The 26490-nt window shown below is 69.8% G+C and carries 18 protein-coding genes; 4 read left to right on the plus strand and 14 right to left on the minus strand.

Features of this window, described 5'->3' with window-relative positions; translation table 11 throughout:
• Positions 1-4: 4 nt before the first annotated feature.
• The 4 genes from BM198_RS03490 to BM198_RS03505 all read right to left on the minus strand — a co-directional run bounded on the left by BM198_RS03490 (position 5) and on the right by BM198_RS03505 (position 4718).
• Positions 5-2056, minus strand: a complete 2052-nt coding sequence (locus tag BM198_RS03490; RefSeq protein ID WP_074967814.1) for a pyridoxamine 5'-phosphate oxidase family protein — start codon at positions 2054-2056, stop codon at positions 5-7.
• A 61-nt stretch (positions 2057-2117) separates the two neighbouring features.
• Positions 2118-2747 carry a glutathione S-transferase family protein gene (locus tag BM198_RS03495; RefSeq protein WP_074967816.1) on the minus strand — a complete coding sequence of 210 codons (630 nt, stop codon included), beginning with the start codon at positions 2745-2747 and terminating at the stop codon, positions 2118-2120.
• 139 nt (positions 2748-2886) lie between these two features.
• The gene (locus tag BM198_RS03500) at positions 2887-3801 is read right to left on the minus strand and encodes a LysR family transcriptional regulator (RefSeq protein WP_074967818.1); all 915 of its coding nucleotides are present in this window, start codon (positions 3799-3801) and stop codon (positions 2887-2889) included.
• 2 nt (positions 3802-3803) lie between these two features.
• Positions 3804-4718 (minus strand): LysR family transcriptional regulator, encoded by a 915-nt coding sequence (locus BM198_RS03505; RefSeq protein WP_074967820.1) that lies wholly within the window; start codon positions 4716-4718, stop codon positions 3804-3806.
• A 197-nt stretch (positions 4719-4915) separates the two neighbouring features.
• Between BM198_RS03505 and BM198_RS03510 the strand changes: the two genes are divergently transcribed.
• On the plus strand, positions 4916-6175 hold the full coding sequence (locus BM198_RS03510; RefSeq protein ID WP_074967822.1) for an XAC2610-related protein: 1260 nt from the start codon (positions 4916-4918) through the stop codon (positions 6173-6175).
• Positions 6176-6485: 310 nt separating this feature from the next.
• Positions 6486-6989 carry a hypothetical protein gene (locus BM198_RS03515; protein ID WP_074967824.1) on the plus strand — a complete coding sequence of 168 codons (504 nt, stop codon included), beginning with the start codon at positions 6486-6488 and terminating at the stop codon, positions 6987-6989.
• 387 nt (positions 6990-7376) lie between these two features.
• Here the strand turns inward: BM198_RS03515 and BM198_RS03520 are convergent, their stop codons facing one another.
• The 8 genes from BM198_RS03520 to BM198_RS03555 form a co-directional block, all read right to left on the minus strand.
• Positions 7377-7913, minus strand: a complete 537-nt coding sequence (locus tag BM198_RS03520) for a hypothetical protein (protein WP_074967826.1) — start codon at positions 7911-7913, stop codon at positions 7377-7379.
• A 173-nt stretch (positions 7914-8086) separates the two neighbouring features.
• Positions 8087-11164, minus strand: coding sequence for an efflux RND transporter permease subunit (locus BM198_RS03525; RefSeq protein ID WP_074967828.1), 3078 nt, complete (start codon positions 11162-11164; stop codon positions 8087-8089).
• Entirely contained in the window at positions 11161-12237 is a 1077-nt protein-coding gene (locus BM198_RS03530) for an efflux RND transporter periplasmic adaptor subunit (protein WP_074967830.1), read from the minus strand. Before BM198_RS03530 ends, BM198_RS03525 begins: the two co-directional genes overlap by 4 nt.
• The gene (locus BM198_RS03535) at positions 12234-13367 is read right to left on the minus strand and encodes an efflux RND transporter periplasmic adaptor subunit (RefSeq protein WP_074967832.1); all 1134 of its coding nucleotides are present in this window, start codon (positions 13365-13367) and stop codon (positions 12234-12236) included. Before BM198_RS03535 ends, BM198_RS03530 begins: the two co-directional genes overlap by 4 nt.
• A gap of 239 nt (positions 13368-13606) precedes the next feature.
• Entirely contained in the window at positions 13607-15172 is a 1566-nt protein-coding gene (locus tag BM198_RS03540) for a methyl-accepting chemotaxis protein (RefSeq protein ID WP_074967834.1), read from the minus strand.
• A 162-nt stretch (positions 15173-15334) separates the two neighbouring features.
• A complete protein-coding gene (gene acnA / locus BM198_RS03545) occupies positions 15335-18031 on the minus strand; it encodes an aconitate hydratase AcnA (RefSeq protein WP_074967837.1) in 2697 nt (898 codons plus the stop codon).
• Positions 18032-18297: 266 nt separating this feature from the next.
• Entirely contained in the window at positions 18298-19890 is a 1593-nt protein-coding gene (locus BM198_RS03550) for a malate:quinone oxidoreductase (protein ID WP_044400551.1), read from the minus strand.
• A gap of 302 nt (positions 19891-20192) precedes the next feature.
• Positions 20193-21452, minus strand: a complete 1260-nt coding sequence (locus BM198_RS03555) for a cyclic di-GMP phosphodiesterase (protein ID WP_074967839.1) — start codon at positions 21450-21452, stop codon at positions 20193-20195.
• 251 nt (positions 21453-21703) lie between these two features.
• Between BM198_RS03555 and atzF the strand changes: the two genes are divergently transcribed.
• Both atzF and BM198_RS03565 read left to right on the plus strand, forming a co-directional pair.
• Positions 21704-23518, plus strand: coding sequence for an allophanate hydrolase (gene atzF / locus BM198_RS03560; protein ID WP_074967841.1), 1815 nt, complete (start codon positions 21704-21706; stop codon positions 23516-23518).
• Between the two features lie 4 nt (positions 23519-23522).
• A complete protein-coding gene (locus BM198_RS03565; RefSeq protein ID WP_074967843.1) occupies positions 23523-24221 on the plus strand; it encodes a GntR family transcriptional regulator in 699 nt (232 codons plus the stop codon).
• Here BM198_RS03565 and BM198_RS03570 read toward each other — a convergent pair.
• Together BM198_RS03570 and BM198_RS03575 are read right to left on the minus strand one after the other, a co-directional pair.
• Positions 24203-24697, minus strand: coding sequence for a DUF1543 domain-containing protein (locus BM198_RS03570; RefSeq protein ID WP_044400559.1), 495 nt, complete (start codon positions 24695-24697; stop codon positions 24203-24205). The two genes, BM198_RS03565 and BM198_RS03570, sit on opposite strands and share 19 nt — an antisense overlap.
• A gap of 122 nt (positions 24698-24819) precedes the next feature.
• Positions 24820-26343: a sensor domain-containing diguanylate cyclase gene (locus BM198_RS03575; RefSeq protein WP_074967845.1), complete on the minus strand. Its 1524-nt coding sequence runs from the start codon at positions 26341-26343 to the stop codon at positions 24820-24822.
• Positions 26344-26490: the final 147 nt, after the last annotated feature.

Raw genomic sequence — 26490 nt, forward strand, 5'->3', positions numbered from 1 at the left:
GCCGCTAAAGGTCGAGCACCAGCGGCTGTGGCGCACCGGCGGCGGGCACTGCGCAGCAGATCAGCGCCTCGTCCGCGTCTGGCAGGCTGGCCGGCGGCTGCGAGTAGGTCACCTGGCCGCTGAGGATGCGCGTGCGGCAGGTGCCACAGGAGCCGCTGCGGCAGCTGAAGTCCGGATGCAGCCCGCGGCTCTCCGCCAGCTCCAGCAGGCTGCCGCCCTCGGGCTGCCAGCGGGCCTCCTTGGCGGATTGCTGGAACAGCACCGGCACCGCTTCGGTGGCCGCCGGGGGCAGCGCGTCGGCTGGGCTGGCTGTGTCCGGCCGGCGTTGCAGGCTGGAGGGGCCGAAGGTCTCGGCGTGCAGGCGGCTGTCGCTGATGTTCAGCGCCCGCAGGTCGTCGTACAGCGCCTGGGTGAAGCCGGAGGGGCCGCAGAGGATGAAGTCGTAGTCGTCGAAGGGCAGCACGGCCTTGAGCAGGGCGGTGTCGATGCGCCCCGCCTGGTCGAAATCCACTCCCTCCTGCAGTTCGCCTTCCGGCTGGCTGAGTACCCGCAGCCACTGCAGCGTGTCGCCGGCTTCCTGCTGCAGGACGGCCAGTTCGCGGCCGAAGGCCAGCTCGCTCCCGTGGCGCGCGGACTGGAACAGCCAGACCACACGGCGACGGCGCAGGCGACGGTTCTGGTAGTGCACCTCGCGCAGCATGCTCAGCAGCGGCGTGATGCCGACGCCGGCCGCCAGCAGCACCAGCGGGCGGCGCTCCTCCGGATCGAGCACGAAGCGGCCGCGCGGGGCCTTGGCCTCCAGCAGGCTGCCGACGCCCAGGTGCGCGTGCAGGTGTTGGGAGACAAGGCCGTCGCGCTTCACGCTGATCCGCAGGAAGCCGTCCGACGGTGCACTGGACAGGCTGTAGGTGCGGATCAGGGGGTGCGCCTGGCCCGGCAGGGTGAGCCGCAGCGGCAGGTGCTGCCCGGCGGAGAAGGCCGGCCAGCCGCCCTGGTCGGCGGGCTCCAGGTAGAAGGAGCGGATGCTGGCGCTCTCGTCCTGCACCCGCGTCACCCGCAGCGGGCGCCAGTGGTCGCGCTGCGCGGCGGCCTGCAGGCGGGCTTCGGCCTCGTCCCAGCTGCCGGTCATCAGGCTGTTGGCGGAATAGCCCTGGAAGGCCCAGCGCAACGCCAGGGCGGCGGGGCGGCGGATGACCTGCTCCACCTCCAGGTGCCAGAGCCGTTCCGCTCCCTGGAAGGCGCGGATTTCCTCACCCTCCAGCGTCAGCTCGGTGCGCCCGCTGAGTTGCAGGATGTCGCCGCTGGCGAAGTCGATGAACAGCAGGCCCGCCTGCGGGTTGAGCAGCAGGTTGCCGAGGGTGTTGAAGTGCAGGTTGCCGGCGAAGTCCGGGATGCTCAGGCGGTTGCCCCGCACCCGGACGAAGCCGGCTTGGCCGCCCCGGTGGGAGACGTCCACGGTCCGGTGGCCATCGGCGAGGGTGACGTAGCTGGCGACGAAGAAAGTGTCGGCGCTGGCGATCACCTGGCGTGCCGCATCGTCCAGCTGGGCGAGGTGTTCGACCGGGGCTGCTGGCGGGGTCGTGGTTGTGACGGTCTCGTACTGGCGCAGCTGGATGTACTGCGGGCAGTTGCCAAAGGTCTGTTCCACGGCGATGCCCAGCCCATGCCCGTCACGGATCACCACCTGACCGTTGAGGCGGTTGCGCCGCCGGCTGTGCAGCTCGATGCCCAGCAGGCCGACCGCCGCGCCGTCGGTGAGGGCGGCTGCGGCCGGGTCGCCGGCCTGGGGCAGGGCGTCCAGCCGCAGCATGCGTGGGGCCGGCGAGTGGGCGAAACCGACCGGGCCTTCGAGGATGCTGGCCCAGGGGCGCCCCTCGGCGTCCACCGTGCCCAGCAGCACGAAGGGCAACTGGCGGTAGAAGGCGCGGTGCTGCTCGGGCATGTGGTCGCGGATCACCCGCCGGCCCATGTCCGCCATGCGCTGGGCCACCCCGGCGCGTGCCTGCAGTTGCTGTTCCCCGGCGTGCCAGGGGGAGGGCTCGGTCGGCTGGTTCATGGTGGGGCTCCCGCTGGAGAGGCGTAAGGCCCGGCGCAGCCGTGGCTGCGCCGGGGGCGCGTCAGGCGCTTTGCAGGCCGGCTGCCGTGCGCGGCATCGGCACGAAGCCGGGCAGCGCTTCGACGCGGGCCAGCCAGGCGCGGACCTGGGGGTAGGGCTCCAGGGATACGTTGCCCTCCGGCGCGTGGGCGATGTAGCTGTAGCCCGCCACATCGGCCAGGGTCGCCTGGTCGCCGGCGAGGAAGGGGCGCTGGGCCAGCTCCTGCTCGATGACCGCGAGCAGCGCGTGGGAGCGGGCGATGGTGGGCTCGGCCTCGTAGGGCGCGCCGAACACGGTGATCAACCGCGCAGTAGCCGGGCCCGAGGCGATCGGCCCGGCCGCCACCGAGAGCCAGCGCTGCACCCGGGCGGCGCCCAGCGGGTCGTTGGGCAGCCAGCGGCCGGCCGGGTCATGCTTCTTCGCCAGGTACACGAGGATGGCGTTGGAGTCGCTGAGCACCACGCCGTTGTCGTCGATCACCGGGATCTGCCCGAAGGGGTTCATGGCGAGGAATTCCGGGCTCTTGTGGGCGCCCTTGGCCAGGTCGACGAAGACCAGCTCCGCCGGGACGCCCAGTAGCGAGAGGAACAGCTCGATGCGGTGGGCGTGGCCCGACAGGGGATGGTGAAAGAGCTTGATCGGCTTGGACATGATGATCTCCGTGGCACAGGTGGGGGGAACAGGGGCCGGTCGGCCGTGCTGTGGAGTCATCTTCGGTGCGCAAGGGTTTGGGCGGAATCGCCAGGAATGGCAATCCTTTGTTTTGGAATCTGGAATAAACGCCGAGCGGCTAGTCGTCGCCCGTCCCATTCAGGGCGCCGTGATTGCGCAAGCCGGCCACCGCCAGGTCGACGAAGCTGCGCACCCGCGCGGCGGCGCGGCGCCCCTCGCGGTACACCACGTGCAGCGGCACAGGGGGCGGGGCGAAGGGGGCGAGAACGGTGCGCAGCTGCCCGTTGGCCAGTTGCTCATGGGCCTGGTAGCCCAGGCAGCGTGTCAGGCCGCCGCCCAGGCAGGCCGCCTGGATCGCACCCTGGGTCGTGGCGCAGGCCAGGCGCGGGCGCAGTGGGTACGCGCGCAGCTCACCGTCGACGCGAAAGCGCCACTCGGGGAGCCGCGAGTCCGCCAAGGCGTGGATGATCCGGTGCCGGGCGAGGTCCGCCGGGGCCTGGGGTTCGCCGTGCCGGGCCAGGTAGCCGGGGTTGGAGCAGACCACCCGGCGCACCTGGCCGACCGGCAGCGCCACCAGGGAGGAGTCCGGCAGGCTGCCGGCGACGATGGCCACGTCGAGGCCTTCCTCGTGCAGGTTGGGCAGGCGCTCCAGGTAGCGGACGACCACATCCACCTCGGGGAAGCGCTGCAGGTAGTCCAGCAGCATCGGGGTCAGCACCTGCTGCCCGAGCAGCAGCGGCATGCTCACCGTGAGCCGACCGCGCGGTTCGAGGTGCAGCCCGGCGGCCGAGGCTTCGGCTTCCCGCACCTGCTGCAGCAGCCGCTCGCAGTCGCCGGCGAAGCGCTGCCCGGCTTCGGTCAGCGTCACGCCCTGGGTGCTGCGCTGCAGCAGGGCCAGGCCCAGGCGCTGCTCCAGTGCCTCCACGGCGCGGGCCACGGTGGGCGCCGACAATCCCAGCTGGCGCGCGGCGGCGGCCAGGCTCAGGGTCTGGCTGACGGCGAGGAAGGCCTGCATCTGCCCGTGGCGGTCCATGTTCAGGGCTGCCGGTTGCGGTTCAGCGCCGGGTCCCGGGCCAGGCGTTCTGTGCAGAAGTCGACGAAGGTGCGCACCTTGGCGGCGATTCGCCGTCCGCTCTGGTACACCACGTGGATCGGCAGCGGCGGTTGCTCGAAGGCCTCCAGGACGATCTCCAGCTCACCCCGGCGCACCTTGTCGGCCACCTGGTAGCTCAGCACCCGGGTCAGCCCCCAGCCCAGGCAGGCGGCGTGGATCGCGGCCTGGTTGGCGGTGACCACCAGGCGCGGCTGGGGGCGGATGTTCAGCGGCCGGTCTTCTTCGATGAACTGCCACTCGCCCAGCGCCTGGCTGCTGGCCGAGGCCACCACCTGGGCCTCCTGCAGCTGCGTGGGGTGGGTGGGGCGGCCGTGGGTGGCGAGGAAGCCCGGCGAGGCGCAGACCACCCGGCGCACTTCGCCGACGCGAACGGCGTTGAGGCCGCTGTCCGGCAGGTGGCCGATGCGCACGGCGACGTCGATGCCTTCGTCCACCATGGCGACCACCCGGTCCACCAGCAGCGCCTTGATCTGCACCGCCGGGTGCTGGTCCAGGTACTCCACCATCAGCGGGGTGACGAACAGCTCGCCGAACAGCACCGGTGCGGTGACGCTCAACTGACCGCGCGCGGTGGCATGGCTGCCGGCGGCGGATTCCTCCGCCTCCTCCAGCTCGGCGAGGATGCGCCGGCAGTCTTCCACGTAGCGCTGGCCGGCCTCGGTGATGTGCACGCTGCGGGTGGTGCGGGCCAGCAGCAGGGTGCCGATGCGCTCCTCCAGCGCCGCCACGGCACGGGTCACACTGGGTGGCGACATGTTCAGGCGGCGCGCGGCGGCGGCGAAGCCCTGTTCCTCGGCCACGGCGAGAAACACCTGCATCTCCTGGAAACGGTCCATCACGGGCTCCTGTGGGGCGATGCGCAAGAGTGGGGCCTGTGTTGCGTCGCTGGCAACAGATCGTCCGTGACGGCCGCTGTTCTTGCCGGGTGTGTCGGTACGGGCACGGTGCCGGCGGTTTTGCTCGCCCAGGTCTCAGGGGCCGGGCGCCGGGTCTGCTACCCTGCGCGCCCCAATTCCGCCGACATGGAGGTTGCATGCGCGTTGTCCTTTCTTACCGTGGCGTTGTTTCCGGGCTGATCCTCGCGCTGGCGGCGCTGCCCCTGCCTGGCCGGGCGGACGAGGTGTCGGCCCCGGCGGTGGAGATCCCGGTGTGGAACCGCAGCTGGGTCGGCACCCTGGGCACCAAGACGGTGGAGGTGTCCCTGCAGCGTGTGGCCGATGGCCTGCGCGGCCGTTATTGCTACCAGCCTTGCAGCAACCAGACGCGCGACGTGCTCAGGCTCAGCGGGCGTATCGCCGGCGAGGGGGCCGAGCTGGGCGAGTCCGACAGCAGCCGTGCCAACGTGGCGACAGGGACCTGGCGCATCACCTCGCTGGAGAAGGGCCTGACCGGCACCTGGATTTCGCCCAACGGCAAGCGCTCGCTGCCCCTGGCCCTGCGCCCGGCCACTGCCGAGGACGCGCTGGAGGCGCGCTTCCCCTTCGAGCTGCGCCTGGTGGCGGACGCACCGCCCGAGGAGGAGGGCGACGGTTGCCCCACGCCGCCGATGGTCTCGGCCATCCGCCTGTACAAGGACGGCCAGCTGGTGCAGACCCTGGCCACCGAGTCCCAGGGCACCTGCGGGATGTTCACGCCCTCGCTGATCGACGCCAACTTCGACGGCTGGCCGGACCTGACCATCGCCCAGTTCCTCCCGGCCGGCCCCAACATCCCCCACCAGACCTGGCTCTACGACCCGGCCACCGGCCGCTATGTCGACGCCCCGCCCATGCTGCAGGACATCAGCTCGGCGGAGTTCGATCCGGTCCACCGCATCGTCTACACCTACTGGCGCGCCAGTTGCTGCGAGCACGGCGTTTCCACCTACCGCTGGCAGGACGGCGACGTGCAGGAAGTGGACTCCCGCAGCAGCTACCTGCTGCCGCTGATCGACGGCGACAAGCGGCGCCTGTGCTACGTCATACCCAGCTACGGCGACGGCTTCATCGAATACAGCAGCCGGGTGGAGCAGGGCGACGACGGCCGCCTGCACCTGCGCGGGCTCGACCCCGCGTCTTGCGACATGGATGAAGGCAATTTCCTCGAACGCACCTACATCGAGGTCTGGAAACCCGCGCCGCCCGGCCAGCCGCCGACCCTGCTGCGCACCGAGGAAACCACCTGGAAACCGGTGCAGACCGCCGCCGGCCAGCGCTACTGCCCTGAAGTGCCGTACTACGACAACGGCCTCATCCGCCGCGTGCTGAACGACAACCCGGACCTGTGCAGCGAACAGAACCCGCTACAGCCCTGACCTCGTGCCCCGGCAGCAGCCCGGCGCATCCCTGGGCTGAAGCCCAGGCTACGGGGGGTTCCAGGCGGGTGGGTGAGCGGCGCTTCACCCCTCCACCGCGAACTCCCAGGCGTGGCTCTGCGTAGCCGGACTTCAGTCCGGGATGGTGCCGAGCCTGTGCCTGGGTACAGCGCGGTGTCTCCCCGGGCTGAAGCCCGGGCTACGGGTGTTTCCGGGCCACCAAGGAGACGGGTAGGGTGGATTGCGCTTTTTCCCTCCACCTTGGAAGGTCATGACACAAGCCCACGGGATCTGAACCACAGGAGACGATATGCATTGGATTCAGGTAATCATCGGCCCGCTTGAAACGTTGACGGCAGCACGCCGGGAGTTGCCTGCGGCGGTGGTTTGTCCGCTGCGGCAGGGGTTCGCGCTGATACCGATCACGGACGAGGTCGAGGCTGCGCTGCGGGTGCGTGGGGACCAGGCCCAGGCGGTTCGTCCCCATTCCGGCGAGATGGCTGTCGGCGTGGCCCGGCTTGCCGCCGAGCTCTCGGAGGCCGGGCCCATCGTCTACGCCGCCACCTACATCCACGGCGGCACCGGAGGGCAGGATGCCATTGCCTGGCTCGGCGGCCAGGTGGTGATCAACCTGGGGGACGACGAGGACGCCATGTCTCCCTGGCCGGACTCCCCCATCAGCCGGGTGTTGCGCCATGTCGGTGTTGTCGCGGCCGAGGGCGAGGACGAGTTCGACGCCCTTGGGTTGGGGAGTCACCGAAGCAACGAGGCCTGGGCAAAGGAGGCTGCCTTGGACGGTGCGCAGGGCGGGTAACACTTCACTGTGAAACACCCAGGCGTGGCTCTGCGTAGCGCGGACTTCAGTCCGGGAAGGGTGCCGAGCTGTGCCTGGGTACAGTCCGGCGCATCCCTGGGCTGAAGCCCAGGCTACGGGCGTTTCCAGGCGGGTGGGGTGAGCGGCGCTTCACCCCTCCATCATGAGCCTCCAGGCGTGGCTTTGCGTAGCCCGGACTTCAGTCCGGGAAGGGTGCCGAGCCTGTGCCCGGATACAGCGCGGTGTATCCCCGGGCTGAAGCCCGGGCTACGGGTGTTTCCAGGTGGGTAGGGGGGGATGGCGCTTCATCCATCCACCGTGAAACACCTAGGTGTGGCCCGGGGAAGGCGGGGGCGGGCCCGGCCTTCCGAGGCTGGCGTGCCTGGCTTACTTGACGGGGTAGTCCCGGCCCCACAGGCGCACGGTCTTGGGTCCTTCCACCGGACCCTGGAAGACGAATTTCTGCCGAACACCGGTCTTGGGCGGGACGGTGACTTCCTCGGGGTTGTCCATCGGCGTCAGGTTGCTGGAGTAGTCGTCCTGGTCGATGGCCAGCAGGGCGCCGTTGTAGGTCAGGTTGATCAGTCGGATCGGCTTGTCGGTGAGGTTCTTGAAGCCGAACAGGACACTGAGGTTCTCATCCTGGGCTTCGGTCTTGAGCAGGTGGACCTCGATCTTGCCGTCCAGTTGGTCCAGCTGGGAGATCACCAGGGCGCCGTCCGCGCCCTGGGCGGACTGGCGGCCTTCGGTGATGCCTTCGGAGGCGCCGCCAAGGAGGTTCTTGCCGGCCGAGATGGCGGCGGAAACGGCGGCCTTGGCCGAGTCCTTGATGGGGCTGCCGGCGTCGGTCGGCTCTTCGGCGGTGGCGCTGCCTGCGCCTAGCAGCAGTGCCAGTGCCAGGCTGGCCCTGGAGGAAATGCCCATGGTGTTGCTCCTTTTTCAGCGTTGCCGGGCGACGGCTCGGCACCCGCGTTCGTGGGCGGTTTTTAGCACAGGCCCCGGGTCTGCGCAGCCCGGCCCCCGGCGCCATCCGCCGCTTTTACGAACTCCATCGCAGCCTGCCGGGGAAACCGCACCGGCCGGGGCGGGCGGCCCTGTCAGTCTTCCCGGATGCGGTACCAGGTGACGTACAGCGCCGGCAGGAAGAACAGCGTCAGCAGTGTCGCGGCGATGATCCCGCCGATCATGGCGAAGGCCATCGGTCCCCAGAACACTTCGCGGGCGATGGGGATCATGCCCAGGCTGGCGGCGGCGGCGGTCAGCAGGATCGGCCGGGTGCGGTGGTGGGTGGCTTCGATCACGGCCTTCCAGGGGGAGCGGCCTTCGGCCTCGAAGGCGTCGATCTGGGTCACCAGGATCACCGAGTTGCGGATGATGATGCCGATCAGCGCGAGGATCCCGAGGATCGCCACGAAGCCCATGGGCGTGCCGGTGGGCAGCAGGGCGGCGACCACGCCGATCAGCCCCAGCGGGGCGACGCTGGCCACCAGCAGGGTCTTCTGCACGCTCTGCAGCTGGATCATCAGGAAGGTGGCCATGAGAAACAGCATCAACGGCACCACCCGGCCGATGGGCCCTTGGGCCTTGCCGCTCTCCTCGATGGTGCCGCCGGCAGCCAGCCGGTAGTTGGCCGGCAGCTTGGCGGCGAAGCCGTCGATGTCCGGCCGGAGCACCTTCACCAGGTCGGTGGGCTGGACGTCGTCGGTGATGCTGGCCTTGAGGGTGATGGTGGGCTTGCGGTCGCGCCGCCACACCAGCGGCTGCTCCAGTTCGTAGCCGACGCGGGCGAAGGCCTTGAGCGGGATGGAGGTGCCGCTGGCGTTGACCATCTGCAGGTTCTCGATGGTTTCCGGCGAACTGCGTTCCTCGCGCCCGGAGCGGCCGACCACGTCGATCAGGAAGATGTCGTCGCGCACCTGGGTCACGGTGGTGCCGGTGACCACGCTGTTGAGCATCTGCGCCACGTCCTCGGAGCCGAGGCCCAGCTGGCGCAGCTTGTCCTGGGCGATCTCGATGCGCAGCACCTTACCCGGCTCGTTCCAGTCGTAGATGATCTCGCCGATGTGCGGGTTGCCGTCCAGCAGGGCGGCGAGCTGCATGGCGTAGTCGCGCACCTTGTCCACGTCCGGGCCGCTGATGCGGTACTGGATCGGCCGCCCCACCGGTGGCCCCATCTCCAGCGGCTGCACGTAGCTGCTGATGCCGACGAAGTCGCGGCGCAGGTGCTCGCGCAGGCGGCCCGCCAGGCGCTCGCGGGCTTCCAGGTCGCGGGCGACGATCACCAGCTGGCCGTAGAAGGGGTTCTGCAGCTGCTGGTCCAGGGGGAGGTAGAAGCGCACAGCGCCCTGGCCGACGTAGGCGCTCCAGCGCGAGACGTCTTCGTCGTCCTTGAGCTGCGCTTCGACCCGGTCCATCACCCGGCGCGTTTCGTCGATGCTGCTGTTCTGCGGCAGGTTCAGGTCCACCAGCAGCTCGGGCCGGTCGGAGGCGGGGAAGAACTGCTGCTGGACGAACTGCAGCAGGTACAGCGACACCCCCAGCAGCCCGAGGGTGACCACCAGGGTCAGCAGGTTGCGGCGCATGGCCCGCTGCAGCCAGCGGTCGAAGAAGCCGAACAGCCGGCTCTTCTTCTCCGCAGGCTGCTTGAGCGTCCTGGGCAGGATGTGCACGGCGATCACCGGGGCGAACAGCACGGCGACGATCCACGAGAGGATCAGCGCCACGGCGATCACCGCGAACAGGGTGAAGGTGTATTCCCCCGCCGAGCTGGCGTTGAGGCCGATGGGCACGAAGCCGGCGATGGTCACCAGGGTGCCGGTGAGCATGGGGAAGGCCGTGGAGCGGTAGGCGAAGGTGGCCGCTTCGTGCAGCGAGTCGCCCAGTTCCAGCCGGGTGACCATCATCTCCACGGTGATCATCGCGTCGTCCACCAGCAGGCCGAGGGCGATGATCAGCGCGCCGAGGGAGATCCGCTGCATGGTGATGTCGGTGTATTCCATGAATACGAAGACCATCGCCAGCACCAGCGGGATGGAGCAGGCCACCACCAGCCCGGCGCGCACCCCGAGGCTGACGAAGCTCACCGCGAGGACGATGACGATGGCCTCGAACAGGGCGCTGGTGAAGCCGCCCACGGCCTTCTCCACCACCTCGGCCTGGTTCGACACCGTGTGCACGCCGACGCCCACCGGCAGCTCGGCGGTGATCTGCTCCATGCGCTGGCGCAGCGCTTCGCCGAACTCCTGGATGTTGCCGCCCTTGCGCATGGCCACGGCCAGGCCGATGGCGGGCTGGCCGTTGTAGCGGAACAGCGTGCTGGGCGGGTCGGTGTAGGTGCGCTGGATGTCCGCCAGGTCGGAGAGGCGGTAGAAACGGTCGTTCACCCGCAGGTTCACCGCGGCCAGGTCGGCCTCGGAGCGGAACTCGCTGTTGGTGCGCACCGAGATGCGCTCGGGCCCGGCCTCGATCACGCCGGAGGGCGTCACCGCGTTCTGCTGGCGCAGGCTGTCCAGCACCTGGCGCTGGTCGATGCCCAGGGCGGCGAGCTTGCGGGTGGAGAAGTTGAGGTAGATGACCTCGCTCTGAGCGCCGATCAGTTCCACCTTGCCCAGGTTGTCCACGCTGCGGATGTCCAGCCGGGCCTTCTCCACGTAGTCACGCAGCTGGCGGAAGCTCAGGCCGTCGGCGGTGAAGGCGTAGACGCTGCCGAACACGTCGCCGAATTCGTCGTTGAACGCGGGGCCCTGCAGGCCCTGGGGGAAGTCGCCGCGGATGTCGTTGATCTTCTTGCGCACCTGGTACCAGATGTCCGGGATCGCCTTGCCGCTGGTGGTGTCCTTCAGGTAGACGAACACCGTCGCTTCGCCCGGCCGCGTGTAGCTCTTCACGTAGTCCAGGCTGTCCAGCTCCTCCAGCTTCTTCTCGATACGGTCGGTGACCTGCAGCAGCGTGTCGTCCACCGTGGCGCCCGGCCAGCGGGCCTGGATCACCATGGTCTTGATGGTGAAGGAGGGGTCTTCCTCGCGGCCCAGGTTGAAGTAGGAGAACACCCCCATCACCAGCGACACGACCATCAGGTACCAGACGAACGAGGGGTGTCGCAGCGCCCATTCGGAGAGGTTGAAGCCGGCCTTGCCGGTGTCGCCGCGCGGGCGGTCCCTGTGCTGCTCGCTCACGGTTGCGCTCCTTCGTCCATCTTCACCTCCTGGCCCTCTTTCAAGCTGTTCACGCCGGCGCTGACGACCCGTTCGCCGTCGGCCAGCCCGCTGCCGACCGTGACCTTGCCGTCCTGGTTGCGCAGCACCTCCACGGTGCGGCGGTGTACCTGGCGTGCCTGCGGGTCCAGCACCCAGACCTGGGCCGGCCCGGTTGCGCGGGTATCGCCGATCAGTGCCGTGGCCGGCAGATGGGTGCGTGGGGCGACCGGGCTGCTGAGCAGCACGCTGACGGTGCTGCCCAGGTGGAAGCTGGGCGGGGCCTCGTCCAGGGACAGGCGCAGGCGCCGGGTGCGGGTGGTGGCGTCGGCCTGGGGCGCCAGCTCCCGCACCGTGCCGGTGGTGCGCGCCTGCGGGTCGAGCTGGGCGCTTACCTCGAAGCGCGCGTCGGCGGGCAGGCGCTGGACCAGTTCATCCGGCAGGTCGACCACCGCTTCCTTCACGTCCGGGCGGACCAGGGTCACCACCTCCTGGCCGGCCTGCACCACCTGGCCGGCCTCGGCGTGCCATTGGGTGATGACGCCGGCGATGTCGCTGCGCAGCTCGGTGTAGCCCAGTTGGTCCTGGGCCCGGCGCACCGCCGAGTTGGCCTGGTCGAGGGTGGCGCGGCTGGTCTTCAGGCGGGTGCGGGCGCGGTCCAGGTTGGCCTGGGCGCCTACGCCACGGGCGAGCAGTTCGGCCTGGCGGCGCTCGTCGGCCTGGGCGTCGATCCACTCGGCCTCGGCGCGGGAGGCGTCGCCCTGGGCACTGAGCAGGGCGTTCTGCTGGTCGGTGGGGTCGAGGGTGGCGAGCAGGGTGCCGGTTTCCACGCTGTCGCCGACGTTCAGGGTGCGTGCGGCGATGCGGCCGTTGGTGCGAAAGCCCAGGGTCGTCTCGTAGCGGGCCTGGATGCTGCCGGCGAAGCGACCGACCTGATGGACGTCGTCGCTGCGCACGGTAACGTAGAGCACCGGGCGCGGCGCCGGGGCCTCGCCCGCCTCCTGGGAGCAGCCGGCCAGTGCGGCCAGTGCAAGGGCTGGCAGCCAGGGCTTCATGGGCGGGCCTCCGTCCGGGTGCGGGGCTCGGCGCTGGCGCTGTGCTCTACCGGCTCGGCGGCCTGTTCGTCACGGGCCACTTCCACCTTCTGCCCGGGGTGCAGCATCTGGCCGCCCGCCACCACGACCCGCTGCCCGGCGGACAGGCCTTCGCCGACGATCACCCGTTCGCGGGCGTAGCTGACCCGGCCCACCGGTTGCAGGTGGGCGCGGTCCTCGTCGTCCAGCACCCACACCGCCGGGCTCCGGCCCTGCTTGAACAGCGCCGACCAGGGCAGCACAACGCGGGGCTGCGCGGCCTGCGGCAGCTCGGCCCCCACCACGCTGCCCAGGCCCATGGCGGCAGGGACCCGGTCGAGGCCGACCTTCACCTTCAGCGTGCCGCTGCGGTCGTCGACGGTGGGAGTGACTTCGCGGATGCGACCTTCGACCCGCACGGTCGGGTCGGAGAGCAGGTGGACGCTGACCGGCTGATCGCCCTGGTCGCCCTGGAACAGCGATTCGTAGACGTTGAACACGGCGTCCCGCTCGCCTTCGCCGGCCAGGGTGAAGATCGGCAGGGTGGCCTGCACCACCTGACCGACCTCGCCGCTGCGCTGGGTGATGACCCCGTCGGTGGAGGCCTTGAGTTCGGTGTAGGAGAGCTGGTCTTCGGCGGAGGCCTGCTGGGCAAGGGCGGCGTCCAGGGCGCTTTGTGCGGCACGGCGCTCGGCCTGGGCGCGGTCGTATTCGCTGCGGCTGGTGTAGCCCTTGGGCAGCAGTTGGCCCTGGCGCCTGAAGTCGACTTCGGCCAGGCGCAGCCGCGCCTGCTCGGCCGCGACGGCGGCGCGGGCGTTGTCCACCTGGGTGCGCAGCTCCTGCGGGTCGAGGCGGGCCAGGACCTGGCCGGCCTGCACCCGGTCGCCCACGTCGACATGGCGCTCGATGATCTTGCCGCCGACGCGGAAGGCCTGCTGCGCCTCGACCCGCGCCTGGATGTCGCCCACCACGCTGGGGCGCGGGGCGTAGTCGGTGCGGGTGGCCTCGCGCACCAGTACGCGGGGCAGGTGTTCCTGCGGTGTGTCCTGGCCGCAGCCGGCCAGTGCCAGCGTCGCCAGGCAGAACGCGAGTGTGGGCGTTCGGGTTGCCATCCGTTTCCCCATCCTTGTCAGACTGCCGCGCCCACGCGAGCGCAGCGGGATACGAACTGTGAGTGGGGCGAAGCGGGAACGTTCAAGTGGAATCTTCAGGCCGGCGGCCCGACCCGGTGCGTATCTGCGGCGAAAAGACCTGTACGGCACCGGTCGAACGGGTCAGGGAGGCGCGGCGGCGAGCGGGCGGCGCAACGAAAAAGAGCGCCCTGGGGCGCTCTATTTCGACCGGGTGGGGTTCAGCGGTTGAAGCGGTCCACCAGGGAGTACTGGCCGTGGGCGGTGTGGGCCAGCTCTTCGCTCAGCAGGGCGGTGCGCTGGGCTTCGCCGGAGGTCTGGTCGGCGAGCTGGGCGATGCTGCCGATGCGCACGTTGATCTCTTCGGCCACGGCGCTCTGTTCCTCGGTGGCGGCGGCGATCTGGTCGGTCATGGCGGTGATGTTGGCCACGGCTTCGCTGATGCCCACCAGGGCCTGGTCGGCCTGCAGCACCTGCTCGACGCCTTCGTCGGCCTGGCGACGACCGTTCTCCATGGTGCGCACGGTTTCCTCGGCGGTCTTCTGCAACTGGGCGATGAGCTGGTGGATCTGCCCGGTGGACTCGGCGGTGCGTTGCGCCAGGGAGCGCACCTCGTCGGCCACCACGGCGAAGCCCCGGCCCATTTCGCCGGCACGGGCAGCCTCTATGGCGGCGTTGAGGGCGAGCAGGTTGGTCTGGTCGGCGATGCCCTTGATCACGTCCACCACGCCACCGATCTCGTTACTGTCCTGGGCCAGGCGGGCGACGGTCTCGCTGGTCTCGATCACCGACTGCGACAGGCGCTCGATGGCGGCGCGGGTCTCGGCGGCGACATGCCGGCCCTGGGTGGTAAGGCGGTTGGCCTCCTGGGTGGCGTCGGCGGTGCGCTGGACGTTGGAGGCGACTTCCTGGGTGGTGGCGGCCATCTGGTTGACGGCGGTGGCCGCCTGGTCGGTCTCCTGGCGCTGGCGCTCCAGCCCGTCGGAACTGTTGTGGGCCAGGGCATCGGCCTGGCGGGCCTGGTCGGTGAGGTGCTCGGCGGTGTCCTGCAGGCGGGTGAGGCAGGTCTTGAGCCGTGCCTCCTGGCTGAGCAGGGCCATCTCCAGGCGGGCCTGGTCGCCCCGGCTGTCGGTGTACATCCGCGCGATCAGCGGGTCGGAGGTGGTCTGCTCGGCCAGGTGCAGCAGGCGCTTGATGCCGCGCCCTTGCCAGGCGAGGCCGATCAGCCCGAGGGGCACGGAGAGCAGCGCAGCGAGCAGGAAGCCCCAGTGGGAGGTCAGCCAGGCACCGATGAAGAAGCCGATCTGGCTGATGAGGATGAACGGCAGCCAGTCCTGCAGCACCGGTAGCCAGCGGTCCTGGCTGGGGATGGCGGACTTGCCGGCGTTGATCCGTGCGTAGAGCGCTTCGGCCCGGCGCACCTGCTCGGCGGTGGGCTTGACCCGCACCGACTCGTAGCCGGTGACCTGGCTGCCCTCGAAGATGGGCGTGACGTAGGCGTTGACCCAGTAGTGGTCGCCGTTCTTGCAGCGGTTCTTGACGATGCCCATCCACGGCCGGCCCTTCTTCAGGGTGGCCCACATGTGGGCGAACACGGCGGGGGGCACGTCCGGGTGGCGGACGAGGTTGTGCGGAGCGTGGATCAGCTCCTCCCTGGAATAGCCGCTGATATCGACGAAGGCCTGGTTGCAGTAGGTGATGACACCCTTGCCGTCCGTGGTCGAAATGAGGCGCTGCTCGGCGGGGTAGGTCCTTTCGCGTTGGGTAACCGGTTGGTTGTTTCTCATGTTGTTCTTCCGCAAGGCTTGAGGCGGGTATCGGCTCTGGTGAACCAAAGTTGAGCCATTTTTTGCCGTGCAGTGTAAACAGTTTGTGTCGTGTCGCCGTCGGGAAAGTTTCCTGCCAGCCAGCGACCCAGAGCCCTTGCGGGGCTCCGGGCCGCTTACAGGTCAGGCTGCGAGCAGCTGGCGCAGCACGTAGTGGAGGATGCCGCCGGCCTTGAAGTACTCCACTTCATTGAGGGTGTCGATGCGGCAGAGCACCTCGACATTATCGTAGGAGCCGTCCTCGCGGGTGATCTCCAGGGTCAGGTCCATGCGCGGGCGCAGCTCCACGCCGCTGAGCCCGAGGACGGCGATCCGCTCGCGCCCGGTCAGGCCCAGGCGCTTGCGGTCGATGCCGCCGATGAACTGCAGCGGCAGCACGCCCATGCCCACCAGGTTGGAGCGGTGGATGCGCTCGAAGCTCTCGGCGATCACCGCCTTGACCCCCAGCAGGTTGGTGCCCTTGGCCGCCCAGTCGCGGGAGGAGCCGGTGCCGTATTCCTTGCCGGCGATGATCACCAGCGGCGTGCCTTCGGCCTGGTAGCGCATGGCGGCGTCGTAGATGGCCAGCTTCTCGCCGCTGGGCACGTGGAGGGTGTTGCCGCCTTCCTCGCCGCCGAGCATCTCGTTGCGGATGCGGATGTTGGCGAAGGTGCCGCGCATCATCACCTCGTGGTTGCCCCGGCGCGAGCCGTAGGAGTTGAAGTCGGCCGGCTCCACGCCGTGCTCGCGCAGGTAGCGCCCGGCCGGGCTGTCGGCCTTGATGTTGCCGGCGGGGGAGATGTGGTCGGTGGTCACCGAGTCCCCCAGCAAGGCGAGGATGCGGGCGCGCTGCACGTCCGTCACCCGGGGCGGTTCGCCGCCGATGTCGGCGAAGAACGGCGGGTGCTGGATGTAGGTGGAGTCGGCCTGCCAGGCATAGGTGTCGGCGTCCGGCACCTGGATCGCCTGCCAGGTCTCGTCGCCGGTGAAGACTTCGGCGTATTCCTTGCGGAACATCGCGGTGTCCACCTTGGCGATGGCTTCGGCCACCTCCTGCTGGCTGGGCCAGATGTCCTTGAGGTACACCGGCTGGCCGTTGCGGTCCTCGCCCAGGGGTTCGCGGCTGAGGTCCAGGCGCACGCTGCCGGCCAGGGCATAGGCGACCACCAGGGGCGGGGAGGCCAGCCAGTTGGTCTTCACCAGCGGGTGCACGCGGCCTTCGAAGTTGCGGTTGCCGGAGAGCACCGAGGCCACCGTCAGATCGCCCTGTTGGATGGCCTGCTCGATGGGTTCCAGCAACGGCCCGGAGTTGCCGATGCAGGTGGTGCAGCCGTAGCCCACCAGGTCGAAGCCCAGGGTGTCGAGGTACGGGGTCAGCCCGGCGGCGGCGAAGTACTCGGTCACCACCTTGGAACCGGGCGCCAGGGAACTCTTCACCCAGGGCTTGCGCACCATGCCCTTCTCCACGGCCTTCTTCGCCAGCAGCCCGGCCGCCATCATCACGCTGGGGTTGGAGGTGTTGGTGCAGGAGGTGATGGCAGCGATCACCACGGCGCCATCCTCCAGGTGGTAGCTCCGGCCCTCGTGCTGGTACTCGGCCGTGCCGCGCTGGGCCTGGCCTCCGGTGCCGGCAGGGGCGGGCTGCAGGGCGAGGAGGTCATCGAAGGTCCTGGCCACGCGGGTCAGCGGGACGCGGTCCTGAGGGCGCTTGGGGCCTGCCAGGCTGGCTTCCACCGTGCCCATGTCCAGGGCCAGGCTGTCGGTGAACAGCGGCTCGTCGCCGGCATTGCGCCACAGGCCTTGGGCCTTGCAGTAGGCCTCCACCAGCTTGACGGTGGCCTCGGGCCGGCCGGACAGGCGCAGGTAGCCGAGGGTCACCTCGTCCACCGGGAAGAAGCCGCAGGTGGCCCCGTACTCCGGCGCCATGTTGGCCAGGGTGGCGCGGTCGGCCAGGGGCAGTTCCGCCAGGCCGTCGCCGTAGAATTCGACGAATTTCCCCACCACTCCCTTCTTGCGCAGCATCTGGGTGACCGTCAGCACCAGGTCGGTGGCGGTGATGCCCTCGCGCAGCTTGCCGCTGAGCTTGAAGCCGACCACCTCGGGAATCAGCATCGACACCGGCTGGCCGAGCATGGCCGCCTCCGCCTCGATGCCGCCGACGCCCCAGCCGAGCACGCCGAGGCCGTTGATCATGGTGGTGTGGGAGTCGGTGCCCACCAGGGTGTCGGGGAAGGCGTAGGTCAGGCCGTCTTCCTCCCGCGTCCAGACGGTGCGGCCGAGGTATTCCAGGTTCACCTGGTGGCAGATGCCGGTGCCCGGCGGCACCACGCTGAAGTTGTCGAAGGCGCTCTGGCCCCAGCGCAGGAAGGCGTAGCGCTCGCCGTTGCGGGCCATCTCCAGCTCCACGTTGCGGGCGAAGGCCTCGGGGCTGGCGTAGCGGTCCACCATCACCGAGTGGTCGATCACCAGGTCCACCGGGGAGAGCGGATTGATCTTCTGCGGGTCGCCCCCGGCGCTGGCCACGGCATCGCGCATGGCGGCCAGGTCGACCACCGCCGGCACGCCGGTGAAGTCCTGCATCAGCACCCGCGCCGGGCGGTACTGGATCTCCCGGTCGGAGCGACGCTCCTTCTGCCAGGCGACCAGGGCATCGAGGTCGTCCCGGGTGACGGTCTTGCCGTCCTCCCAGCGCAGCAGGTTCTCCAGCAGCACTTTCAGGGACAGGGGCAGCTTGTCGATGCTGCCGAGGCTCTTGGCGGCCTCCGGCAGGCTGAAGTAGTGATAGGTCTTGCCGTCCACATCCAGGGTGCGGCGGCTGTTCAGGCTATCCAACGAGGGCATCTGCTTCTCCTTTGGCCCACACGGCGGGGGCCGGTACACGGACGGAGACCCTCAAAGCTAGTCGCGCTGCACGGGCCTCGCCATGTTCTGGACTGCGTTGGCCGGGCTGGGGTTCCGCCTGTCGAGTGCGGGAGAGCCGGAATGTGGCGCTGCGGATCGGCGTCGGCTGGGTGGCAGTGGCGGGGAAGGGGGCGTACCGAGGCGTGTGGCGCCTGCCGAATGCTCGGCGGCGGAGTGCCCCGCCCAGGACGGGCGGGGCGGGGGGATCAGAGGGCGGCGGCCGGGGCCGGGGCGCTCTCGGGCTGGACGGGGATGAACTCCAGCTGCAGGCGCTCGTGGCTCCAGGCGCGGGTGCTGTTGGTCAGCTCCAGGTCGTCGTTCAGCTTGCGGCCGTAGGACGGGATGATGGCCTTCAGGCGGGCCTGCCAGGCGTCGCTCTTGAGCTTCTCGGGGAAGGTCTTCTCCAGCACGCTGAGCATGATCGGCGCGGCGGTGGAGGCGCCGGGGGAGGCGCCCAGCAGGGCGGCGATGGAGCCGTCGGCGGCGCTGACCACCTCGGTGCCGAACTGCAGCACGCCACCCTTCACCGGGTCCTTCTTGATCACCTGCACGCGCTGGCCGGCCTGGATCAGTTCCCAGTCGGCGTCCTGCGCATCGGGGAAGTACTCGCGCAGGGCGGCCATGCGGTCGTCCTGGTCGAGCATCAGCTGGCCGACCAGGTACTGGCTGAGGTCCAGGTTGTCCATGCCGGCGGTGGTCATCGGGCCGATGTTGTCGGTGGTGATGGCACTGAACATGTCCATGTGCGAGCCGTTCTTCAGGAACTTGGTGGAGAAGGTCGCGAAGGGGCCGAACAGCAGCACTTCCTGGCCGTCCACCACGCGGGTGTCCAGGTGCGGGACGGACATGGGCGGGGAGCCGACCGAGGCCTTGCCGTAGAGCTTGGCGTGGTGACGGGCGACCACGTCCTGGTTGCGGGTCATCAGGAAGGAGCCGCCCACCGGGAAGCCGGCGTAGCCTTCGGCTTCCGCAATGCCGGATTTCTGCAGCAGCTTCAGGGCGCCGCCGCCTGCACCGATGAACACGAAGCGGGCGTTGACCGCGCGCTCGGCGCCGTCGTGGGCCAGGTCGGCCACCACCACCTTCCAGGTGCCGTCTTCGTTGCGCACGATATCGCGCACTTCATGGCTCAGGTTCAGCTTGAACTTGGGCGACTCGGACAGGGAGGCGAACAGCTGGCGGGTGATCTCGCCGAAGTTCACGTCGGTGCCAATCGGCATGCGGGTGGCGGCGATCTTCTGGGCCGGGTCGCGGTCCTGCATCACCAGCGGTACCCACTGGGCGATCTGCGCGTGGTCTTCGCTGTATTCCATGCCGCGGAACAGGTTGCTGTGCTGCAGGGCGGCGTGGCGCTTCTTCAGGTAGGCGACGTTGTCGTCACCCCAGACGAAGCTCATGTGCGGGACGTTGTTGATGAACGAGCGGGGGTTCTTCAGCACGCCACGGTCGATCTGGTAGGCCCAGAACTGCTTGGAGATCTCGAAGGATTCGTTGATCGCCACGGCCTTGCTGATGTCGATGCCGCCGTCGGCGGTCTCGGGGGTGTAGTTCAGCTCGCAGAAGGCCGAGTGGCCGGTGCCGGCGTTGTTCAGGGCGTTGGAGCTTTCCTCTGCGACCTGGTCGAGGCGTTCGAAGGTCTCGATCGTCCACTCGGGCTCCAGCTCGTGGAGGTAGGTGCCGAGGCTGGCACTCATGATGCCGCCGCCGATCAGCAGCACGTCGAGGGGTTGTTCGGGGGCGTCGGGCTGGGAGCAGCCGACCACGCTCAGGCACGTCAGTGCCAGCAGCAGTTTCTTCATCGATGAACCTTCCAGTCTTCCGGGCTGCGCCTGCCACCCTGTGCACGCGGTGTGGCCGGGCCCTTTGTGAGGGCGCGACCGGGCGGTGGCGCTGCGTTCTTCTGGCCGTCGCATGTGGCGGCGGCTGCGAACGGTGGTCCTGGGACCACCGTGGGCGGCCGAAATAGCAAGGGCTGTGCCAGATGGTCGCAGGCCAGGTGGCACGGGGCTTGCCGGGAGGCATGCCGGCCGCGGGCTGGCGGGTACCCGCCACCATGGCGGGGCCTGGGAGGCGGTGGGTGGCGGAAATCCGCCCACGCGGCTCAGCCGCGGGTGCGCGGGTCGATGTAGTAGGTGATGCGCTGGCGGGGGTTGAGGTAGTCCAGTGCTTCGGGCGGCACCTGGGCCGGCCGCAGGGCGGAGGCGATGGCCAGGCGCGGTTCACGCTCCAGGTCGACGATCAGGGCTTCCTCCTTGGGCACCTGGCTGTCGTAGAGGATCAGCGTCGGCTTGAGCGGCTGGCTCGGGTGCATGCCGAGCACCAGGCCGTAGCGATCGTCCTCCAGCTGCACCAGGCTGCCCGGCGGGTAGACGCCCATGCAGCGGATGAAGGCCTTGAGCATCACGTCGTCGAACCGCGAGCGGTGCAGGGCGAACATCTGCTTCAGCGCTTCGTGGGGGCTGAGGCCGGCGCGCGGGTCGCGCGGGTTGCACAGGCCGTCGAAGTGGTTGGTGATGCATACCACCCGGCTCAGCCGGCCGATGGCGGCCTCGGACAGCTGACGCGGGTAGCCGGTGCCGTCGCAGTGCTCGTGGTGCTCGTGGATGACCCGCAGCACCTCGTCGTCGAGCATCAGCTGCTGGCCCCGGCGCAGACCGTACTCGGTGTGCAGCTGGCGCAGCAGCTGTTCCGGGCGGTTCAGCGGCTCAGGCTTGAGCAGCACCTGGCTGGGGATGTCCATCTTGCCGATGTCGTGGAGCAGGGCGCCGAGCCCGAGGCTGTGGCAGGCCTCGCTGTCGTAGCCGAGCTGGCGGCCGAGCATCAGCGACAGCACGGTGACGTTGAGCGGGTGCACGTAGGCATCGTCGTGGGCCTTGCCGTTGATGCTGTGCAGCGCGGCGCCGTCTTCGCCCTGGATGGCTTCCACCAATTCGCCGACCACTTCCCCGGCCTGGCGCAGGGCATCTTCTGGCTGGTTGCGCAGGGCCTGGTTCATCGCCTTGACCCGCTGGCTGGCCTGGACGAAGCGGCGGTCCACCTCGGCCAGGCGCGTGCGCAGCTTGCTCAGCTGGACCACCCGCGCCTGGCGCGCGGCTTCTTCCGGTGCTGGCGGGGGTGGGGTGTCCTCCAGCGGCTCGGTCGGCGCGGTGACCGGTTGCAGCGGCAGGGGCTCGCAGTCGCTGCGCGACGGGTCGTAGCGCAGGCGCTTGAGGCCGAGCTTGCGCAGGGCGGCGACCTGGTTGTCGTCGCGGATCTTGAAGTTGCTGAAGGTGAAGTCGTGTTCCCACCAGCCCAGTTCGAGCTGGATGTAGAGGCCGACGCACAGCTGGTCGGGGGTGATGTAGACAGGGCTCGTGGGCATGCCGGGGACCGGGATGGCGAAATGCTGGCAAGTCTAGCGTTTTCGGGGGCCGAGAGCAGCCCGCCCAAGCGATGGGCCGTGCCGCTCGACGGAGGCCCTGCAATGAGGCGCTCACGCACCGTCGGCGGGCGTCCAGCCGGGTGCGCGGGGCCTTTGCAGATGCGACAGGCCGCGTGGTGACTGGGTTCCCGGCTTCTGGTCCGGCGCTTGCAGCGGGCGTCGCCAACTTGGATACAAGATGGAGCGCCCCGATGAAGACCCCGCTGTTGCCCACCACCGGCTGGACCCTGCACGACTGGCAGCAGGCCTACCGCGACGGCCGCCTGCAGCCCGACTGCCTGCATGAGCTGCTGGAGACCCTGCGCGGGGAAGACCCGGCCTGGATCGTGCTGGTCGAACCCGCCCAGCTGACCGAGCGTCTCGCCGCCCTGGCCCGCCAGCTGGAGGCCGCGGGTGGCGACCTGGCGGCCCTGCCTCTCTATGGCGTGCCGTTCGCCATCAAGGACAACATCGACGCCGCCGGCTGGCGCACCAGCGCCGCCTGCCCGGCGTTCGCCTACCTCGCCGAGGCCGATGCCACGGTGGTGGCGCGGCTGCAGGCGGCCGGTGCCGTGTTGCTGGGCAAGACCAACCTGGACCAGTTCGCCACCGGCCTGGTGGGGGTGCGTTCGCCCTTCGGCGCGGTGCCCAATGCCTTCGATCCGGCCTATGTCAGCGGGGGCTCCAGCTCCGGCTCGGCCTCGGTGGTGGCGCGTGGCCTGGTGCCCTTTGCCCTGGGGACCGACACCGCCGGCTCGGGACGGGTGCCGGCGGGCTTCAACAACATCGTCGGCCTCAAGCCCACCCGGGGCTGGTTGTCGACCCAGGGACTGGTACCGGCCTGTCGCAGTCTGGACTGCATCTCGGTGTTCGCCCTGACCGTGGACGACGCCGAGCAGGTGGCGCGGCTGGCCGGTGGTTTCGATGAAGCGGACGCCTATGCACGGCGCAACCCGGCCACCGCGCCGGTGGCCATCGGGGCGCGGCCGCGACTGGCGGTCCCCGAGGCGCCCGAGTTCTTCGGCGACCGGCGCAACCAGGCGGTGTTCGAGCAGGCCGTACAGCGTTTCGAGGCCCTGGGCGCCGAGGTGGTGCCCATCGACTTCGGCCCGTTTACCGAGCTGGCCCGCGAGCTGTACCAGGGGCCCTGGGTGGCCGAGCGTACCGTGGCCGTGGGGAGCCTGCTGCAGACCCGGCCCCAGGCGATGGACCCGGTGGTGCGGGGCATCGTCGAGAGCGGCCGCGACTTCAGCGCCTGCGACGCCTACCGCGCCGAGTACCGCCGGGCGGCGCTGGCCCGACGCATCCAGCAGGTGCTGGCAGGGTTCGACGCGCTGCTGGTGCCCACCTCGCCGACCCTGCGCACCCAGGCGGAAATGGCCCGCGAGCCGCTGCTCTACAACAGCCAGTTCGGCACCTACACCAACTTCACCAACCTCGCTGACCTGAGTGCCCTGGCGCTGCCGGCGGGGTTCCGCGAGGACGGCCTGCCGGCCGGCATCACCCTGATCGCCCCGGCCTGGCACGACCAGGCCCTGGCCAGCCTGGGGCGACGCTGGCAAGCCGCGCTGGGTCTGCCGCTGGGGGCCACCGGGCGCTCGCTGCCGCCAGCGGCGCCGCCCGTCCCGGCGCCCGAGTGCGTGCGGGTGGCGGTGGTGGGGGCGCACCTGACCGGGATGCCGCTCAACCACCAGCTGACCACCCGTGGCGCGGTGCGGGTGGAGGAGACCCGCACCGCCCCGTGCTACCGCCTGCACGCGCTGGCCGGCTCGGTGCCGCCCAAGCCCGGTCTGGTGCGCGGCCAGGAGGGTGCCGCGATCATCGTCGAGCTGTGGGACGTGCCCCTGGCGCGTTTCGGTGAGTTCGTCGCCGAGGTGCCGCCGCCCCTGGGGATCGGCAACCTGCAACTGGAGGATGGCCGCTGGGTGAAGGGGTTCATCTGCGAGCCCTGCGGCCTGGAAGGCGCCCGCGACGTCACGGCCTTCGGGGGCTGGCGCGCCTACGTGGCGACGCTGGGCGGGCGCTGAGCCGATGGCGAGCCGGCCGCCACGCCTGGCGGAGACCGTCTACCGCCAGCTCAAGGACGACATTGCCGATTTCCGCCTGCTGCCCGGCGACCGCTTCAGCGAGGGCGAGGTGGCCGCGCGCCTGGCAGTGAGCCGCACGCCGGTGCGCCAGGCGCTGGACCGCCTGCAGCAGGAGGGCTACCTGCAGGTGCACTTCCGCAGCGGCTGGGAGGTGCTGCCGTTCGAGTTCGAGCGCTTCGAGGCGTTGTACGACCTGCGCATCGTGCTGGAGCGGGCGGCCATCGAGCGACTGTGCGAGGCCGCCGATGCTGCCGCCAGCCTGGCACCGCTCTGCGCGCGCTGGCAGGTGCCACCGTCCCGGCGCAGCGAGGTGGATGCCGAGGTGGCGGCCTGGGACGAGGCCTTCCACTGCGAACTGGTAGCGGCCGCCGGCAACCCGGAACTGGCGCGGGTGCACCGCGAGGTGAGCGAGCGTATCCGCGTGGTGCGGCGCCTGGATTTCGGGGTGCAAGGGCGGATCGCCGCTACCTACGAGGAGCACGTCGCCGTGCTTGCGGCGATCCTGCGGCGGGATGTGGACGACGCCTGCGCACGCATGACCGCCCACATCGCCCAGAGCCGCACCCAGGTGCGCCAGGTGACCGCCGCGCGGCTGCGGGCGGCTCGGTGCGTGGCCGGCGGGGATCAGGACAGGACGATGTAGTCGCTGCGCTGGGTGATGCCCCGGTGCTCGCCTTCGGTGAGGTGGACGTAGCGGCCGTCGAGCAGGTCGATGGGGATGCAGTCGTCCACGTCCAGCAGGGCGTCGGTGTGGGGTTTGTCCCAGCCTGCGTGCATGCGGCGCTTGCCGCGCTCCTTGGCTTCGGCGCGGTCGCGGGCGACCACCAGCAGGTAGCGGTGGGCTTCGCCGAAGGAGCCGGGTTCGTAGCCGCCGAGGTTGATGAAGTAGAGCCGGGGCGAGCCGGGCGCCGGGGCCAGGCTGCTGAGGCTGACGCGGTAGCCGTCGACGCCTTCGATGGCCATCCAGGAGTCGATGTGCAGGCCTTCGCGGCTGCCGAACCACTCTTCACGCAGGCGGGGGTAGGTGTCTTCGATGGTGTCGGCGAAGGCGAACACCACGTCGTGGACTTCGATCTTGGCCCGGGGGTGCCGGCCACCGAGCATGACGACGTACAGCATTGTCGTTGTCGTTCCTTGGAAGAACAGGGGAGGAGAGGCGCCCGGCATCCACTGCCGGGCGGCGCGCCATGGTAGCGCAGGGTGTGGGGCGGAGTGCAGCGCTTTTCGACGGCCTGCCGGGCTCAGGATGCCGGCGGGTGAACCCGGTCACGGCCGGCGTCCTTGGCGCGGTACAGGGCTTCGTCGGCGGCCCGCAGTAGCTGCGCTTCGTGGGTGTTGTCCAGGGGCAGGGGCATGTACACGTGGTAGCCGAGGCTGACGGTGACCACGCCGTGGTCGCTGCCGCTGTGGGGGATCTCCAGCGCGCGTACGGCCTGGCGGATCTGTTCGGCGATGCGCTGGGTGTCCTCGGGGTCGGCGTTGGGCAGCAGCAGGGTCATTTCCTCGCCGCCGTAGCGCGCGGCCAGGTCGCCGGGGCGGCGGGCGAAGCCGGCCAGCACCTGGGCGACGGCGCGGATGCACTGGTCGCCGGCGAGGTGGCCGTAGTGGTCGTTGTAGCGCTTGAAGTAATCGATATCGAGCATGACGATGCCCAGCGGCGTGCCCAGGCGTCGGGCCCGGCTGGCCTCGATGGGCAGCACGGCGTCCAGTCGGCGGCGGTTGGCCAGGCCGGTGAGGGCGTCCTCCAGGGCCAGTTGCTCCAGGGTTTCGTGGGCCAGGCGCAGTTCTTCCTCGGCCAGCGCGCCCTGTTCCATCTGCCGCACCAGGGTGGCAGCGAAGAACACCAGGCCGGCGATCACCACCACCACCACCAGGCACGAGCGGGCCACCTGGTTGAGCCAGGGGGCGGCGATGGACTGGGTGGAGATGCCGGTCTCCACCAGCAGGGGGTAGTCCTGCAGCTGGCGGTAGCTGAACAGGCGCTCGATGTTGTCCAGCGAGGAGTGGGCCACCGTGACCCCGGCCGGCGCCTCCGGCAGCAGGTCCTTGATGATATGGGTGCGGGCCAGGCTGCGGCCGGTGGCGTAGGGGTCGAAGGGGTGGCGGACGAGGATTGTGCCGTTCTGTTCGGCCAGCACGATGATGCCGCGATCGCCCAGGTCGAAGGTTTCATAGAAGCGGTTGAAGTAGGCCACTTCCAGGGTGGCCACGGCGACGCCGGCGAACTGGCCGTTGCGGTCCTCGATGCGCCGCGAGATGGGGATGACCAGGTCGCCGGTGAAGCGGCTGCGGATCACCTGGCTGATGTGCACCCGGTCGTCGGGGTCGTCCCGGTGGTAGCGGAAGTACTCGCGGTCGGCGTTGTTCATCGGCTGGCCGCCCACTTCGCGGTCGGAGACCAGGCAGTTGCCTTCCTTGTCGTAGAGGAACAGTTCGTGGAGCTGGGGCAGGAACTGCTGCTGGCGCTTCATCAGCCGGTGCATGCGGGCGGTGTCCAGCCGTTCGAAGCCGTCATGCTCGACCTGTTCGATCAGGTCGTAGAGCAGGGCATCGGCCTGGCGGATGGCGTCGCGCGCGTGTTCGGCGGCGGCGCCGGTGACGTTGGTGGCGCTGACTTCGGCGCGGTGGAACTCCTGCCGGTAGTCGAGCCAGACCTGCCAGGCCTCCATGGCCAGGATCGCCAGGATGGTCAGGGTGGTGAACAGCCGCGCCAGCTGCTGGGTGCGCTGGTGGGGAGGGGGCTTGGAGGGGGCGGGTGCATTCATGCTGTCGGGTCGTGATCCTGGGTACTGCGGGTCCGGGCGGCCTTATCGGTTCCTGCGGGGAACCTTGGTTGTGAGCGTAGCGGAAGGCGCCGATGACTCCAGCGAGGCGGCCCTTGGTTTAGAATGCCGCCCTTTTTCCCGACGCGT

Source organism: Metapseudomonas otitidis (assembly GCF_900111835.1).
Lineage (GTDB): Bacteria > Pseudomonadota > Gammaproteobacteria > Pseudomonadales > Pseudomonadaceae > Metapseudomonas > Metapseudomonas otitidis.

Excerpts from the sequence above, each read along its gene's own strand:
- BM198_RS03490 (WP_074967814.1), bottom strand. The coding sequence starts at position 2,056 with ATGAACCAGCCGACCGAGCCCTCCCCCTGGCACGCCGGGGAACAGCAA.
- BM198_RS03495 (WP_074967816.1), bottom strand. The coding sequence starts at position 2,747 with ATGTCCAAGCCGATCAAGCTCTTTCACCATCCCCTGTCGGGCCACGCC.
- BM198_RS03500 (WP_074967818.1), bottom strand. The coding sequence starts at position 3,801 with ATGGACCGCCACGGGCAGATGCAGGCCTTCCTCGCCGTCAGCCAGACC.
- BM198_RS03505 (WP_074967820.1), bottom strand. The coding sequence starts at position 4,718 with ATGGACCGTTTCCAGGAGATGCAGGTGTTTCTCGCCGTGGCCGAGGAA.
- BM198_RS03510 (WP_074967822.1), top strand. The coding sequence starts at position 4,916 with ATGCGCGTTGTCCTTTCTTACCGTGGCGTTGTTTCCGGGCTGATCCTC.
- BM198_RS03515 (WP_074967824.1), top strand. The coding sequence starts at position 6,486 with ATGCATTGGATTCAGGTAATCATCGGCCCGCTTGAAACGTTGACGGCA.
- BM198_RS03520 (WP_074967826.1), bottom strand. The coding sequence starts at position 7,913 with ATGGGCATTTCCTCCAGGGCCAGCCTGGCACTGGCACTGCTGCTAGGC.
- BM198_RS03530 (WP_074967830.1), bottom strand. The coding sequence starts at position 12,237 with ATGAAGCCCTGGCTGCCAGCCCTTGCACTGGCCGCACTGGCCGGCTGC.
- BM198_RS03535 (WP_074967832.1), bottom strand. The coding sequence starts at position 13,367 with ATGGCAACCCGAACGCCCACACTCGCGTTCTGCCTGGCGACGCTGGCA.
- BM198_RS03540 (WP_074967834.1), bottom strand. The coding sequence starts at position 15,172 with ATGAGAAACAACCAACCGGTTACCCAACGCGAAAGGACCTACCCCGCC.
- acnA (WP_074967837.1), bottom strand. The coding sequence starts at position 18,031 with ATGCCCTCGTTGGATAGCCTGAACAGCCGCCGCACCCTGGATGTGGAC.
- BM198_RS03550 (WP_044400551.1), bottom strand. The coding sequence starts at position 19,890 with ATGAAGAAACTGCTGCTGGCACTGACGTGCCTGAGCGTGGTCGGCTGC.
- BM198_RS03555 (WP_074967839.1), bottom strand. The coding sequence starts at position 21,452 with ATGCCCACGAGCCCTGTCTACATCACCCCCGACCAGCTGTGCGTCGGC.
- atzF (WP_074967841.1), top strand. The coding sequence starts at position 21,704 with ATGAAGACCCCGCTGTTGCCCACCACCGGCTGGACCCTGCACGACTGG.
- BM198_RS03565 (WP_074967843.1), top strand. The coding sequence starts at position 23,523 with ATGGCGAGCCGGCCGCCACGCCTGGCGGAGACCGTCTACCGCCAGCTC.
- BM198_RS03570 (WP_044400559.1), bottom strand. The coding sequence starts at position 24,697 with ATGCTGTACGTCGTCATGCTCGGTGGCCGGCACCCCCGGGCCAAGATC.
- BM198_RS03575 (WP_074967845.1), bottom strand. The coding sequence starts at position 26,343 with ATGAATGCACCCGCCCCCTCCAAGCCCCCTCCCCACCAGCGCACCCAG.